Raw genomic sequence first — 14,468 nt, 5'->3', positions numbered from 1 at the left:
TCCTCTACTCAGTAGGTGTGGCCGAGGCCGTCGGTCGGCGACGCGGGCACGGGCGGGACGAAGGACTTCACCTCGAAGCCGATCGGGTCGTGGTGGTTGATCGGGAACGAGGTGGGCGTCGTGCCCGTCGCCCGGGCATAGGCGCAGGCCACCGCGGCGAACGACGCCGCGACACCCGCCTCGCCTGCGCCGCCGGGGATGTCGGTGACCGGGTCCATCACGAAGACGCGTACGTCGGGCGGGGTGTTCCACTGACGGGTGTAGAAGTAGTTGTCCCAGCTGGCCTCGAGGTAGTGGCCGTCCTCGAGGTGGGTGCTGGCGGTGAGCGCGAGCGCGATGCCGTCCATGATCCCGCCCTGCATCTGCGCCTCGACGCCCTTGGGGTTGATCACCTCGCCGCAGTCGATGGCGAAGGTCACCTTGGTGACCCGGGGACCGGTGACGCCGTGGTAGACCTTCCGGTCGACGGTCTCCGGGCGGCAGTCGATCTCGACCAGACAGGCGGAGTAGCCCTTGTACTCCTGGTGGATCGCGATGCCCTGGGCCGTGCCGGCCGGCATCGACCTGCCCCAGTTGCCGGCGGCCGCCACCTGCTTGATGACGCGCCGCAGGCGGTCCTCCTTGGCGTACTTCAGGCGGAACTCGACGGGGTTCAGCCGCATCTTCTTGGCGACCTGGTCGACCGTCAGCTCGAGCGCCGTGCGTACGTCGGGCGAATAGACGTTGCGGACGGCGCCGGAGTTGATCGCCCGACTGGTCGTCTCCATGAGTCCCTGGGTGGTGACGCCGAAGTCGTACGGCACCTGCTGGGAGGTCACGAAGATGGTCTCCGACACGCCCAGGTTGCTCACCCCGGCCGGGAGCGAGATGGCGGACGAGGTCAGGATCTCGCCGAAGCCGTGGCGGTAGTCGGTGGCGGTGCAGGTGTGCTGCTGCTCGACGGAGAGGATGTTGTCGCCTGCCCAGACCGTACGCACCCGGGACGTCGCCATCGGGTGGTTGCGGCCCTGACGGGGCTCGTCGGCGCGGTGCCACATCAGCCGGACCGGCGCCTGGCAGTTCTGCGAGATCAGGGCAGCCTCCAGGGCAGCGTCCCAGAAGAGCTTGCGGCCGAAGGAGCCACCGGACTCCATCACGTTGAACGTCACCGCCGTCGGCGCGAGACCGAGCTCGAGCGCGATGCTCTCGGCGGCCACGATCGGGGTCTTCGAGCCGGCCCAGATCGTCGCCCTGTCGGCGCGGACGTCGGCGACGGCACAGTTGGTCTCCAGGGGCGAGCCGCTGCGGGTGTAGAAGACGTAGTCGGTGTCGAGAGTCTTCACGTCGGCCGCGGTGAGGCCGCCGGTCAGGCCACCCACGGCGTCGGTCACCGTGCCGAGCAGCTCCTCCACGTTCGGCACCGCCATCGGACGCTGGATACCGCGGAGCTCCTCGAGCACGTCCGTGTCCGAGCGACCGCTCACGGTGCCGGGGTTCCACTCGACGTCGAGGGCACGGATGGCGTTGATGCACTGTCCGAACGTCTTGGCACGTACGGCCACACCGGTCGGGATGGTGACGACATGCGTCACGCCCGGCATCGCCTCGACGTCCTTCTGGTTGCGGACGGACTTCACCGTGCCGTTGTGCTCGGGGGCGCGGCAGACCATCGCGGGCAGCGCGTCCGGGACGTCGATGTCCATCGTGAACTGCTTCTTGCCGGTCACCGCGTCCAGAGCGTCCTTGCGGCGGCGCGGGGTGCCGATGACCGCGAAGTCCGACTTCGGCTTGAGGTCGACGTCGACGACCTTCGTGACCAGGGCCGCGGCGGAGGTGGCGAGCTCGCCGTAGGAGATGGAGGCGCCGCCCGGGGCGCTGATCACGCCCTCGTGGACCGAGAGGGTGTCGTGGGGCTGGGCGAGCGCGATCGCCGCGGCCTCGAGCAGCGCGCCACGGGCGATGGCGGCGGCCACACGCACGGGCGTGTACATCGCGTGGATGGTGTTGGAGCCGCCGGTCATCTGGTTCCAGATCAGCTCCGGGCGCGCCTTCGACAAGGTGACGTCCACCTTGCCGAGCGGCAGGTCGAGCTCCTCGGCGATCAGCATCGCGATCGAGGTGGTGATGCCCTGGCCGACCTCGGCGCGCGGCAGCTCGAACGATGCGGTGCCGTCCTTGTTGACGACGACCTGGATCAGGTTCGCGGTGGGACGGGCAGCATCGGTCAGCAGGTCGTTGAGGTCGTAGAGATCGGCCGGCTGCGGCACCCCCGGGACGACGGCCGCGGCCGGTGTGCCGAGGCCGATCCCGATCTGGGCCGCCCCGGTGACGGTCGCTGCCGCCAAGAGGTAGCCGACGAAGCGGCGGCGGCCGAGCTCGTGCTCGGCGAGGCCCGATACGGACAGGCCCGATGGCGTCTCGGGATGTGTTGACAAGGCGGTTACCTCCGTGGGTCCGGTCAAGGTCCTCGTCACGTTATGTGCGACGCGTCACACCTGTGTCGCCATGGAACGCCAACTTCGTTGACTTTCCGCGCCAGCTCGACAGCTCGGCTCACACCGAGGTCAGGACCCCTTTTCGGAGCGCGCCCGGAGTGATCCCGAAGCGCGATCTGAAGCTGCGGGCGAAGTGGGACGGGTCCGGATATCCCCAGCGCCCGGCGATCGACGCGGTCGAGTGCGCGGTATGTGCCGGGTCGAGCAGCGCGTCCCGGATCCTCATCAGCCGGAACTCCCGCAGGTGGGCCATCGCCGAGTGCGGCTGGCTCTCGAAGAGCCGGTGCAGGCTGCGGGGCGAGAGCCCGTGCGCGGCCGCCACCGCGTCGTGGCCGAGGCCCGGGTCGGTGGCGTGGGCCTCGACGTAGGCGATGATCCGGGCCCGGAGCGCCTCGCCGGGGTCGACCAGGTCGTCACCGCCGACCAGGCTCGAGAGCACCTGGATGGCGGCCTCGCCCAGATGTGTCGCTCCCCCGGCGTGCGGGGTCTGACGGACCGCGCTGCCCAGCAGATGCCCGAGTACGCCGGTCCTGCCGTCGAACGCGGTCCAGGCGTGCGACATCGACCGCTCGATCACGGCGTCCGAGGCCGCCAGCGCACGACGCGGAAGCGTCATCGCGAGACACTCCCAGGTCTCCTCGAAGCGCAGCTCGTAGGGGCGGCCGGTGTCGTAGATCGCGATGTCCCCCGGCCTCAGGACGAGCTCGGTGCCGCCCTGCCGGACGACGGAGCGGCCATGTCGCTGGACACACACCTTGAACGGCTCGTCGGGTACGTCGGCGAGGGAACGGCGGGTGCGGCGTACGACCTGCGGGGTGCCGCCGACCCGGAAGGCGTCGACCCGTCCCAGGTCGGCGTGCTCGATCGCTCCGGCCAACGGGCCGGGCGCCAGGTGCTGGCCCGGTGGCAGCCGCTCCGCCTTCAGTCCCGCGAAGGCGTCCGCCAATGCGGTCCGCCATCTCTCCGACACGCCGCCCGAGTCCCCATGCGTCATGCCGTGATCCTGCGCACGCGGCCGCCCGGACGGTACCCCCGTACGAGGGGCCTTGCACCATCGACCCGGCGGCGTCAGTTGATCAGTCCGGCCTCGCGCGCCATCCGGACCGCGTGGACGCGGTTGTTGGCGTTGAGCTTGCGGGTGGCGCTCTTGAGGTAGGACTTCACCGTGCTCTCCACGATCCCGAGCGCCTCGGCGGCCTCGCGGTTGCTGCTCCCGAGCGCCACCTGGCGGAGCACGTCGATCTCGCGCGCGGCCAGGCGTACGGCAGGGGCGAGCGGAGCCGGCCGCTTCTCCCCCGGCTCCGCGGTGAGCCGCAGCACCATGGCCTCGAGCCGCCTGCGCACCTCGGGGTCGATCACCTGGCCGGCCAGGTCGGTGAGCTCGGCGGCCATCTCGCGGCGCTCGGCGAGATCGCGCTTCGCCGAGCTCTCGGCCGGGCGCGGGGCCGGGGTGGGAGCGAGCCGGGAGAGCCGGTTGCGGACCTCGTCATCGATCAGGATCTCCCGCTCGAGGGTGCGGATCAGCGGCCGCAGCGCGTCGAACCAGACGCCGCCGAGACCGAGCCGCGAGCGGGAGGCGAGGTAGATGAGCATCCGCGGGGCCCGGTCGACCAGGATCGGCAGGGCGGCGACGGTCTGGATCTCCTCCTGGGCCACGGCGGTGTCGTAGAGGTGGGTGATCCCGCGAGCGGTGTAGTAGTGATCGACGGAGCCGGGCTGACGGGTCTGCAGGGTCTTCCCGCCCAGGCCCTCCCCGTTGACGACGCGCAGACCTCGCAGCGACACGCCCTTCGCGCCACACGTGGCGGTGATGTCGATGGCCTTGCCGTCGCCGCGGACAGGACCACCGAAGGCGAGATCCAGCCCGGACGCCGTCCGGAAGGAGGCCAGCGTCTGGGCGATCCGGGTCCCGTCGTAGGGCGCCTCAGGGGCGATCGCGCTCGTGCTCATGACCTTGAGGGTAAGTGACGATCATCACAAGCAACAAGAGGCACACCCCCTCTTTCGAGGGCACTCGTCCGGGGGTATCGGACAGGTGGTAACGGTCCCACACTCGGTTCACCAATCCGAGTAGGAGGCACGATCATGGCCCAAATCGCGGCTAACCGAGCCGAGGTCGACGGGCGCACCATGCGCCGCGTCGCGACGGCGTCACTGACCGGCACGACCATCGAGTTCTACGACTTCCTCATCTACGGCCTCGCAGCGGCCCTGGTGTTCAACGCGATCTTCTTCCCGTCGATGGGCGGTCCCGAGGGCACCCTGGCCTCGATCGCGACCTTCGGCGTCGCGTTCGTCTTCCGGCCGCTCGGCGCGATCCTCTTCGGCCACTACGGCGACCGGATCGGCCGCAAGGCCACCCTGATCACGACCCTGCTGATCATGGGCACCTCGACGTTCGCGATCGGCCTCATCCCGAGCGTGGAGTCGATCGGCAAGGGCGCCGTGGTGATCCTGGTGCTCCTGCGCGCGCTCCAGGGAATCGCCCTCGGCGGTGAATGGGCCGGCGCCGCCCTCCTCACCACGGAGTACGCCGCCCACGGCCAGCGCGGCCGCTACAGCATGTTCCCGCAGCTCGGTCCCAGCCTCGGCCTGATCATCGCTGCCGGCGCCATGCTGACCACCTTCCGGCTGATGGATCCTGACGCGTTCGCTGCCTGGGGCTGGCGGATCCCGTTCCTGGCCAGCGCCGTGCTGGTCGGCGTCGGTCTGTGGGTGCGACTGAACATCGCCGAGACCCCGTCGTTCAAGAAGATCCAGTCGGCGGGCTCGCGCAGCGCGCTGCCGATCCTCGGCTGCCTGCGGGATCAGTGGCGACAGGTGCTGCTCGGCGGCGGCATCATGGCGATCGTCTTCGGCGCCTTCTACACCGGCGCGAGCTTCATGGTCGCCCACGCGGTCGGCACCCTCGGCCTCAGCCTGACCCAGGCACTGCTCGGGGTCATCGTCGCCGCGGTCGCGATGAGCGTGACGGTCATCCTCTCCGCCTGGCTCTCCGACGTCCTCGGCCGCCGAGCGGTCCTGCTCCTGGGTGCCGGCTTCGGCATCGTGGCCGGTCCGCTGGCCTTCGGTGTCATGGAGCCGGGCAGCTTCGCGAGCTTCGCGCTCGGCAACAGCCTGCTCCTGTGCGTGCTCGGTCTCAACTACGGCCCGATCGCGGCGTTCCTGCCCGAGACCTTCCAGGCGAAGTACCGCTACACGGGCGCCGGGCTCGGCTACAACATCGCGGGCATCCTCGGCGGCGCCGTCCCGCTCGTCATCGCCGAGGAGCTGCTGGCCCGGTGGGGCACCGACGGGATCGCGTACTTCCTCACCGCGCTGGCCCTGCTGAGCGTCGTCTGCCTGCTGGTCGCCAAGGAGACCAGCCGCGTCGAGCTCGACGCGGAGCCGGCACCGGCCTGATCCACCCTCCTTCGGGGGTGTGGCTGTGGCCATGGTCTCGGTCATGCTCGCGGCATGACCGAGACCTCATCCATCACCGCATCGTCGGCTCGTGGCGACATCGACGTTCCGCTGCTCGAGGAGACGATCGGAGCCAACTTCGAACGCACCGTCGCCCGCCACGCAGACCGTGAGGCCCTCGTCGAGATCGCCACCGGACGGCGCTGGACCTACGCCGAGCTCGACGCCGACGTGAACGCCCTCGCGATCGGCCTCCGCAAGGCGAGGATCGGCAAGGGTGACCGGGTCGGCATCTGGGCTCCCAACTGCGCCGAGTGGACGATGGTCCAGTTCGCCACCGCGAAGATCGGCGCGATCCTGGTCAACATCAACCCGGCCTACCGGACCCACGAGCTCGCCTACGCGCTCAACCAGTCCGGGGTCCGGCTGCTGATCAGCGCGACCGCCTTCAAGACCAGCGACTACGTCTCCCTCGTCCGCGAGGTCGAAGGCGACTGCGGCGCCCTGGAGCAGACGATCTTCCTCGGTACGCCGCAGTGGGATGCCCTCCTGGCCGCGGGCCGTGGGGAGCGGCTGGCCGACCACGTCGACTACCCGCTCGCCCCGGACGACGCGATCAACATCCAGTACACCTCCGGGACCACCGGCTTCCCGAAGGGCGCGACGCTGTCGCACCGCAACATCCTCAACAACGGCTTCTTCGTCACCGAGACGATCCACTTCACCGAGCAGGACCGGCTCTGTATCCCGGTGCCCTTCTACCACTGCTTCGGCATGGTGATGGCCAACCTCGGCTGCACCACCCATGGCGCGACCATGGTCATCCCGGGCCCCGGTTTCGACCCGGCCACGACGCTGCAGACGGTCCAGGACGAGAGGTGCACCGCGTTGTACGGTGTGCCGACGATGTTCATCGCGATGCAGGACGACCCGGGGTTCGCCTCCTACGACCTCTCCACGCTGCGTACGGGGATCATGGCCGGCGCGCTGTGCCCGATCGAGGTCATGAAGCGCTGCGTCAGCGAGATGCACATGAGCGAGGTCGCGATCGCGTACGGGATGACCGAGACGTCGCCGGTCTCCTGCCAGACCCGCACCGACGACGACCTCGAGCGGCGCACCGAGACGATCGGGCGCGCCGCGCCGCACGTCGAGATCAAGATCGTCGACCCGGCCACCGGCGAGGTGGTCCCCCGCGGCACCGCCGGCGAGTTCTGCACCCGCGGCTACTCGGTGATGCTCGGCTACTGGGACGATGAGACCAAGACGGCCGAGGCGATCGACACGGATGGCTGGATGCACACCGGCGACCTGGCCGTCATGCGCGAGGACGGCTACTGCGTGGTCGTCGGCCGGATCAAGGACATGGTCATCCGCGGCGGGGAGAACATCTACCCGCGTGAGATCGAGGAGTTCCTCTTCACCCATCCCGACATCGCCGAGGCCCAGGTCGTGGGCGTGCCGGACGAGAGGTACGGCGAGGAGCTCTGCGCCTGGATCCGGATGCGACCCGGGGCCGAGCCGCTCGACGCCGACGCCGTCCGCGCCTTCGCCAGCGGCAAGCTCGCGCACTACAAGGTCCCTCGGTACGTCCTGCTCGTCGACGAGTTCCCGATGACCGTGACCGGCAAGGTCCGCAAGATCGACATGCGCGAGCAGAGCGTCGCTCTGCTCGGCCTGTGAGCCGCCGATGAGTTATTGGCACCGCACTGGGCCACGCACGTTCACCCCGACCGAGCACGTCGGTGGCGCCTGGGACCTGGAGACCCAGCACATCGCCACCCTGCTCGGCGTGCTCGCGCACGAGGTCGAGCGGGACCGCGCCGCCCGCCGCGACGACGGGCTCCAGGTCATCCGGATGAGCTACGACATCCTCGGCACGATCCCGCTCGAGCCGGTCGATGTGGAGGTCACCGTGCTCCGGTCCGGGCGCACGATCGAGCTCGTCGAGGCCCGGGCGAGCCACGGCGGCCGGCCCGTGGTGCTGCTCCGTGCCTGGCTCACCGCCGGCTACCCGACCGGTGACCTCGCCGGCACCCACCATCGGCCGATGCCCACGCCGGAGGAGGTACCCGCCTGGGACATGACCAGGCTGTGGCCAGGGGGCTTCATCGCCTCGGTCCAGGTGCGGCGTTGCGAACTCGGCCCCGGGCGGGCCCAGACCTGGGTGCGTACGCCGCACCCGATCGTGGCCGACGAGAAGGTGAGCCGGTTGGCGCAGGTCGCCGGTCTGCTGGACATCACCAACGGCGTCGCCGTCCGGGCCGACCCGAAGGACGTCAGCTTCCCCAACCTCGACCTGACCGCACACCTGTTCCGCGCTCCGGGCGATGGCTGGCTGGGGCTCGACACGACGGTCTCGTTCGGCCCGGCGGGGGCTGGCGTGACGACCAGCGTGCTGCACGACGAGCAGGGCGCCTTCGGCATCAGTACGCAGTGCCTGACCGTCCGCCCGTGAGGCAGCTCAACCCGCGGCGGCGGCCATCGTGACCGACGTCGACCGGCTCGCACGCCGTTCGGCTACGAGGATCACCACCGCGACGACGACGGCCAAGGCGTAGAAACCGGTCGCGACGTCGAAGACGGTCGAGTAGCCGTGGGCCTGGGTGAGGGCGCCCGGGGCGGGGTCGTGGTGCACGGCGGTTCCGTAGACCACGGTGAGGAGGGCGAGCCCGATCGAGCCACCGATCTGATGGGCGGTGTTGACGAGGCCGGAGGCCGCACCGGCGGCGCCCGGATCGACCTCGGCCATCCCGAAGTCGGTGAGGAGGATGATCGCGATGCCCTGGCCGATGCCCAGCACGAGGAGCGGCGGCAGGATCCAGGCCACGGTGGTCGTGCTGTCGATACGGCTGAGCCAGGCCATGCCGATCGCTGCGGTGACCAGGGAGGCCAGCAGGAGCGCCGGCTTGCTGACCCTCGGGGCGGCCCAGCGCACGACGTACACCATGGCGAAGAACATGCCGGTCATCGGGATGTAGACGAACCCGGTGGCGAGCGGACTGAGACCGAGGACGTTCTGGAGATACTGCGAGAGGAAGTAGAACGTCGAGAACATCGCGCCGACGATCAGGATCCGGCCGACGTAGGCCCCCGAGCGCTGCACGCTGAGGAAGAGCCGGAGCGGCACGATCGGTTGGGACGCCCGCAGCTCGACGAGCACGAACGCGACGAGCAGCACGACCGACGCGGCCAGGGGAAGCACGGTGCGGGTGTTGGTCCAGCCGATCTCGGCGGCCTCGACCAGTCCGTAGACCAGTGCCGACATCCCGACGGTGACGCTCAGCGCTCCGAGAACGTCGACACGGCCGGGCTGACGCTCGGTCTCGGGCAGGAAGCGCGGTGAGAGCGCGAGGATCAGCATCCCGATCGGGACGTTGACCAGGAGGCCCCAGCGCCAGGAGAGGTACTCGGTGAAGACGCCGCCGACGATGATCCCGACACTCGCTCCGGCACCGATGACCGCGCTGTAGATCGCGATCGCCCGGGTGCGCTCCCCCGGCTCGGGGAAGGTCGTGATCAAGAGAGCCAGCGTCGACGGGATCGCCAGGGCCGACGCCACCCCCTGCAACGTGCGCGCCGCGACGAGAAGCTCGGCCGACGGCGCCACCCCGGCAAGAAGCGAGGCCGCGGTGAACAGCGCCGCGCCGGTGATGAACACGCGCCGCCGACCCAGGAGGTCACCGGCCCGTGCGCCGAGCAGCAGGAGGCCTCCGAAGGCGAGCACGTAGGCGTTCTGGATCCACGACAACGAGGAGTCGGTGAAACCGAGCTCGGCCTTGATGTGGGTGAGTGCCGTGGTCACGATCGAGGCGTCGAGGGTCATCATCAGCTGGCAGCCGAGGATGACCATGAGCACGACCGCCCGGCGGCGGGCGCCGGAGGTCGGGAGTGTCGGAGACATGAGTGCCCCATTCCTAAGTAACTAACGAGTTGGTTGCTTCAAGTGAAACGCCGAGCCCGAGAAGACGAAACTAACTAGTTACTTGCCTTACGATGGGCGCATGGCCAGAGACTCCGAGGCGACCCGTGCCCGCATCCTCGACGCCGCCGAGGCCGAGTTCGCGGCGTACGGCATCGCCGGCTCGCGCGTCGACCGGATCGCGGACGCGGCGCACGCGAACAAGGCGCTGATCTACAAGTACTTCGGCACCAAGGACGAGCTCTTCGACGCCGTGTTCGCCCACCGGGTCCTCGCGTTCGTCGACGAGGTCGAGTTCGACGCGACCGACCTGCCCGGCTACGCCGGGCGGTCCTTCGACCTCTACGAGCGCTTCCCCACGACCCTTCGGCTGACGACCTGGTATCAGCTCGAGCGGCCCGACGGGAAGCTCCCCGCGATCGTCACCTCCAACGACGCGAAGCTCGCCAAGATCGAGGAGGCGCAACGCGCCGGGAAGCTGACGACGGCCTACTCACCGCTCGAGCTGCTCACCGAGGTTCGCGCGCTCGCGATGAGCTGGCACCTCCACACCCCCGAGCTGGCCCTCGTGCGCCGGCCTGGTCGTGCCCGGTGCCGGGAGGTCGTCGTCGAGAGCGTCCGGCGCCTCGTCGAGCACGACTAGGCCTCACCCCTAGCTGCGGGGGAAGAAGTCCTCGTAGCGGTGCTCGCCCGGCGGCCGCTGGTCGACCACATCCTGCTCGCGCACGCGGAGCTCGACGCGCCGGATCTTCCCCGAGATCGTCTTCGGCAGGTCGAAGAACTCCAGGCGCCGCACGCGCAGGTAGGGCGGCAGGTGGTCGCGGGCGAACTCGAGGATGGCCTTGGCGGTGTCGGCGGTCGGCTCGTGGCCCGAGGTGAGGGAGACGTACGCCTTGGGGACGGCCAGCCGCACCGGGTCCGGGGCGGGGACGACGGCCGCCTCGGCCACCGCGGGGTGCTCGATCAGGACCGACTCCAGCTCGAAGGGCGAGACCTTGTAGTCGGAGGCCTTGAAGACGTCGTCGGTGCGCCCGACGTAGGTGATGTAGCCGTCCTCGTCGCGGCTGGCGACGTCGCCGGTGTGGAAGAAGCCGCCGCGCATCGCGTCGGCGGTGCGCTTCTCGTCGTCGCGGTAGCCGGTCATCAGCGTCGCGGGCCGTTGGCCGAGGTCGAGGCAGAGCTCACCCTCGCCAGGGCCGTCGACGACCGTGCCCTCCACCGGGTCGACGAGGACGACCGGGACTCCGGGCAGCGCCCGGCCCATCGACCCCGGACGTACCGGCTGTCCGGGGCTGTTGGCGACGGTCGCGGTCATCTCGGTCTGACCGAAACCGTCGCGGATCGTCAGGCCCCAGGCCCGGTGGACCTGGCTGATCACCTCGGGGTTGAGCGGCTCACCCGCGCTGATCGCCTCACGCAGCGAGCCGCAGCCGCCGCTGAGGTCGGCCTGGATGAGCATCCGCCACACGGTCGGCGGGGCGCACATGCTGGTGACGTGCTCCTCGCGGATCCGCTGCAGCAGGGTGGCCGCCTCGAAGCGCGCGTAGTTGAGGACGAAGACGGTGGCACCGGCCAGCCAGGGTGCGAAGAAGTTCGACCAGGCGTGCTTGGCCCAGCCGGGGCTGGAGATGTTCATGTGCACGTCGCCGGGGCGCAGGCCCAGCCAGTACATCGTCGACAGGTGCCCGACCGGGTAGGTGTAGTGGGTGTGCTCGACCAGCTTCGGCCGGCTCGTGGTGCCGCTGGTGAAGTAGAGCAGCAGCGCGTCGGTGGTGGCGTTGCCCGGGTGCTCCAGCGGCTCCTGGCTCTCCTCCGCGGCCGCGGCGTAGCCGTGCCAACCCTCCCGCTCCCCCACACTGATCCGCACGTAGTCACCGGGGACGCCGTCGAACTTGCCCGTGTCGTCGGCGTTGCAGACCACGGCCTTCGCCCGGCCCCGGGCGAGCCGGTCCACCAGCTCGGCGGTGCCCACCGCGGTCGTGGTCGGCATCAGGACCGCCCCGACCTTCATCGCCGCGAGCATCGTCTCCCACAGCTCGACCTGGTTGCCGAGCATGACGACCACGCTGTCGCCTCGCCCGATCCCGAGCCTCCGCAGGTAGCGGGCCACGGCGTCCGAGCGACGCGCCAGCTCGTCGAAGGAGTACGCCGCCCGCGACCCGTCCGCCTCCGCGATGATCAGCCCCGGAGCGTCGTTGCCCCGAGCCATCGGGTCGAACCAGTCATGGGCGAAGTTGAAGGTCGCCCCGACGTCGGGCCAGCGGAAGGTGTTCAGCGCATCGGCGTAGTCCAGGCGCTGGGCGATCAGCGCGTCCCGGGCGGCGAGCAGGGCGTCGGTCGAGGTCGAACGAGTCATGGCGGTCATCATCGTCGCGACGCCGACCCCCGCCATACCCCCGGAAGAGGGGCTAACGCGCCAGCCCACCGACGATCACGGTCGGCTCGACGTCGACCGGGAAGTTCACGCTGCTCGCGATGAAGCAGTCCAGGTGGGCCTGATGGTGGGCGGTGGTCGCGGCCTCGATCATGGACGCTTCGGCGACGGTGACGACCGGGTGCAGCACCGCCCGGGTGAACCGGCCACCGGTCCCCTGCGTCTCCATGGTCGCGGTCGCGGCGTCGTGGTAGTCGAGGACGACCACACCCACCTTCACCGCCTGGTGCAGGTAGGAGAGCATGTGGCACTGCGCCAGCGAGATCAGCAGGAGCTGCTCGGGGTTGTGCCGGCTCGCGTCGCCACGGAAGGTCGGGTCGGCCGAGCCGAGGATGTCGGGCAGCCCCTCGATGCGTACGACGTGGTCTCGGGAGTAGTCGCGGTAGCCGCTGGTCCCGGTGCCACGGTTGCCCGTCCACTCCACCGAGACCGTGTAGTCGTGGGTCAGTGCCATGTCCACACGCTAGCGGCCGCCTGAGCGCGGCGGGTATGTGCGGCGCGTATGCCCGGCGCCCGACGCGGTTACCGCTCGCGGGGACCGCCGTCCGCTCAGCAGGAGGAAACCAGGATGCCTTCGAACCTCACCGAACCCGCTGGCCGCATCGGGCCGGGATGGTGGCGTTCCGCCGTCGTCTACCAGGTCTACCCGCGCAGCTTCGCCGACGGGAACGGTGACGGTGTCGGCGACCTGCGCGGGATCAGGGAGCGCCTCGACCACCTCGAATGGCTCGGGGTCGACGTCCTGTGGATCTCCCCCGTCTACCCCTCGCCGATGGCCGACAACGGTTACGACGTCAGCGACTATCACGACGTCGACCCGACGTACGGCACGCTCGCAGAGCTCGACGCGCTGATCGACGAGCTCCACCAGCGGGGGATGAAGCTGGTGATGGATCTCGTCGCCAACCACACCTCGGACGAGCATCCCTGGTTCGTGGAGTCGAGCTCGAGCCCCGAGAGCCCCAAGCGCGACTGGTACTGGTGGCGCGACGAGCCCAACAACTGGGGCTCGTTCTTCTCCGGACCGGCCTGGACCTACAGCGAGGGCAGGGCCGCCTACTACCTGCACCTGTTCACCAAGAAGCAGCCGGACCTCAACTGGGAGAACCCCGAGGTGAGGCAGGCGGTGTACGAAGTGATGCGCTGGTGGCTGGACCGTGGCGTCGACGGCTTCCGCATGGACGTGGTGAACCTGATCTCCAAGGACCCGGAGCTGCCGGAGGCACCGGTCCTGCCCGGACAGCGCTACGGCAACATGCGCCGGTCGGTGATCGACGGGCCGCGCGTGCACGAGTATCTCGCCGAGATGCACCGGGAGGTCTTCGACCGCTACGACCGCGACCTGCTGCTCGTCGGGGAGACCGGCGAGACGACGGTCGAGGAAGGCCGGAAGTACACCGATCCGGCCCGCCGCGAGCTCGACATGGTCCTGCACTACGAGCACGTCGAGATCGACCACGACACCTTCAAGTGGGACGTACGCCCCTTCGACCTGGGTCGGCTGCGCGACCGGCTCGCGGCCTGGCAGACAGGTCTGGCCGACGTCGGCTGGAACAGCCTCTACTGGGACAACCACGACCAGCCGAGGATCGTGTCGCGCTACGGCGACGACGGCCGTTGGCGGGCCGAGTCGGCCAAGCTGCTCGCGACTGTCCTGCATCTGCAGCGGGGCACCCCGTTCGTCTACCAGGGTGACGAGATCGGGATGACGAACTTCCCGTTCGCGTCCATCGACGAGGTCGACGACGTGGAGGCGGTGAACTACTACCACGAAGCGGTCGCCGCGGGCCTGGAGCCCGAGGACGTGCTGCGCTCACTGCGGGCGATGTGCCGCGACAACGGGCGTACGCCGATGCAGTGGGACGCCTCCCCCGGTGCCGGGTTCACCAACGGGAAGCCCTGGCTCGCCGTGAACCCGAACCACACGGAGATCAACGTCGCCGCACAGCTCGACGACCCGGACTCCGTGCTCTCGCACTATCGTCGGCTGATCCGGCTGCGCCATGAGGACCCTGCGGTGGTCGACGGCGACTTCAGCCTGCTCGCCGAGAGCCACCCGCAGCTCTTCGCCTTCCGCCGACGCCACGAGAGCGGACAGCTGACCGTGCTCGCGAACTTCAGCGGCACCGAGGCCGACCTCAGCGACCTCGTCGAGGAGTGCCGGGGCGAGCTCGTGATCGGGTCCGGCCGCGGTCCGGTGATGGCACCGTGGGAGTCGCGGGTCTACCGCCGCTGA

General features: G+C 69.7%; 11 protein-coding genes. 5 read left to right on the top strand and 6 right to left on the bottom strand.

The genetic code is table 11. The features are described 5' to 3' along the window. Positions 1-8 precede the first annotated feature (8 nt). The 3 genes from ACIA03_RS05490 to ACIA03_RS05480 form a co-directional block, all read right to left on the bottom strand. Entirely contained in the window at positions 9-2,414 is a 2,406-nt protein-coding gene (locus ACIA03_RS05490; RefSeq protein WP_396980068.1) for a molybdopterin cofactor-binding domain-containing protein, read from the bottom strand. A 118-nt stretch (positions 2,415-2,532) separates the two neighbouring features. Continuing rightward, positions 2,533-3,468: a helix-turn-helix domain-containing protein gene (locus ACIA03_RS05485; protein WP_396980066.1), complete on the bottom strand. Its 936-nt coding sequence runs from the start codon at positions 3,466-3,468 to the stop codon at positions 2,533-2,535. Between the two features lie 74 nt (positions 3,469-3,542). Continuing rightward, a complete protein-coding gene (locus ACIA03_RS05480) occupies positions 3,543-4,424 on the bottom strand; it encodes a response regulator transcription factor (protein WP_396980064.1) in 882 nt (293 codons plus the stop codon). Positions 4,425-4,559: 135 nt separating this feature from the next. On the opposite strand from ACIA03_RS05480, the gene ACIA03_RS05475 reads away from it, so the two are divergent. Genes ACIA03_RS05475 through ACIA03_RS05465 form a run of 3 tightly spaced genes read left to right on the top strand, consistent with a single transcriptional unit; the run spans position 4,560 to position 8,334 of the window. Beyond that, the gene (locus ACIA03_RS05475) at positions 4,560-5,876 is read left to right on the top strand and encodes an MFS transporter (RefSeq protein WP_396980062.1); all 1,317 of its coding nucleotides are present in this window, start codon (positions 4,560-4,562) and stop codon (positions 5,874-5,876) included. 54 nt (positions 5,877-5,930) lie between these two features. Beyond that, the gene (locus tag ACIA03_RS05470; RefSeq protein ID WP_396980060.1) at positions 5,931-7,559 is read left to right on the top strand and encodes an AMP-binding protein; all 1,629 of its coding nucleotides are present in this window, start codon (positions 5,931-5,933) and stop codon (positions 7,557-7,559) included. A gap of 7 nt (positions 7,560-7,566) precedes the next feature. Further along, a complete protein-coding gene (locus ACIA03_RS05465; protein WP_396980058.1) occupies positions 7,567-8,334 on the top strand; it encodes a thioesterase family protein in 768 nt (255 codons plus the stop codon). A gap of 6 nt (positions 8,335-8,340) precedes the next feature. Here the strand turns inward: ACIA03_RS05465 and ACIA03_RS05460 are convergent, their stop codons facing one another. Then, positions 8,341-9,780 carry an MFS transporter gene (locus ACIA03_RS05460; protein WP_396980056.1) on the bottom strand — a complete coding sequence of 480 codons (1,440 nt, stop codon included), beginning with the start codon at positions 9,778-9,780 and terminating at the stop codon, positions 8,341-8,343. Between the two features lie 100 nt (positions 9,781-9,880). Between ACIA03_RS05460 and ACIA03_RS05455 the strand changes: the two genes are divergently transcribed. Beyond that, on the top strand, positions 9,881-10,441 hold the full coding sequence (locus tag ACIA03_RS05455; protein ID WP_396980054.1) for a TetR/AcrR family transcriptional regulator: 561 nt from the start codon (positions 9,881-9,883) through the stop codon (positions 10,439-10,441). A 9-nt stretch (positions 10,442-10,450) separates the two neighbouring features. Here ACIA03_RS05455 and ACIA03_RS05450 read toward each other — a convergent pair whose 3' ends face one another. Together ACIA03_RS05450 and ACIA03_RS05445 are read right to left on the bottom strand one after the other, a co-directional pair. Continuing rightward, positions 10,451-12,154 (bottom strand): AMP-binding protein, encoded by a 1,704-nt coding sequence (locus ACIA03_RS05450; protein ID WP_396980052.1) that lies wholly within the window; start codon positions 12,152-12,154, stop codon positions 10,451-10,453. A 52-nt stretch (positions 12,155-12,206) separates the two neighbouring features. Continuing rightward, positions 12,207-12,686: an OsmC family protein gene (locus tag ACIA03_RS05445; protein ID WP_396980050.1), complete on the bottom strand. Its 480-nt coding sequence runs from the start codon at positions 12,684-12,686 to the stop codon at positions 12,207-12,209. 114 nt (positions 12,687-12,800) lie between these two features. On the opposite strand from ACIA03_RS05445, the gene ACIA03_RS05440 reads away from it, so the two are divergent. After that, on the top strand, positions 12,801-14,468 hold the full coding sequence (locus ACIA03_RS05440; RefSeq protein ID WP_396980048.1) for an alpha-glucosidase: 1,668 nt from the start codon (positions 12,801-12,803) through the stop codon (positions 14,466-14,468).

The sequence above is a fragment of the Nocardioides sp. NPDC051685 genome, assembly GCF_044453405.1.
In the GTDB taxonomy this organism is placed as follows: Bacteria; Actinomycetota; Actinomycetes; order Propionibacteriales; family Nocardioidaceae; genus Nocardioides.
This window is presented reverse-complemented; position numbering and strand designations above follow the sequence as displayed.

What these genes read in the sequence shown, in the direction of transcription:
- ACIA03_RS05455 (WP_396980054.1), top strand. Translation starts at nt 9,881, where the DNA reads ATGGCCAGAGACTCCGAGGCGACCCGTGCCCGCATCCTCGACGCCGCC.
- ACIA03_RS05445 (WP_396980050.1), bottom strand. Translation starts at nt 12,686, where the DNA reads ATGGCACTGACCCACGACTACACGGTCTCGGTGGAGTGGACGGGCAAC.
- ACIA03_RS05460 (WP_396980056.1), bottom strand. Translation starts at nt 9,780, where the DNA reads ATGTCTCCGACACTCCCGACCTCCGGCGCCCGCCGCCGGGCGGTCGTG.
- ACIA03_RS05470 (WP_396980060.1), top strand. Translation starts at nt 5,931, where the DNA reads ATGACCGAGACCTCATCCATCACCGCATCGTCGGCTCGTGGCGACATC.
- ACIA03_RS05450 (WP_396980052.1), bottom strand. Translation starts at nt 12,154, where the DNA reads ATGACTCGTTCGACCTCGACCGACGCCCTGCTCGCCGCCCGGGACGCG.
- ACIA03_RS05465 (WP_396980058.1), top strand. Translation starts at nt 7,567, where the DNA reads ATGAGTTATTGGCACCGCACTGGGCCACGCACGTTCACCCCGACCGAG.
- ACIA03_RS05475 (WP_396980062.1), top strand. Translation starts at nt 4,560, where the DNA reads ATGGCCCAAATCGCGGCTAACCGAGCCGAGGTCGACGGGCGCACCATG.
- ACIA03_RS05440 (WP_396980048.1), top strand. Translation starts at nt 12,801, where the DNA reads ATGCCTTCGAACCTCACCGAACCCGCTGGCCGCATCGGGCCGGGATGG.
- ACIA03_RS05480 (WP_396980064.1), bottom strand. Translation starts at nt 4,424, where the DNA reads ATGAGCACGAGCGCGATCGCCCCTGAGGCGCCCTACGACGGGACCCGG.
- ACIA03_RS05485 (WP_396980066.1), bottom strand. Translation starts at nt 3,468, where the DNA reads ATGACGCATGGGGACTCGGGCGGCGTGTCGGAGAGATGGCGGACCGCA.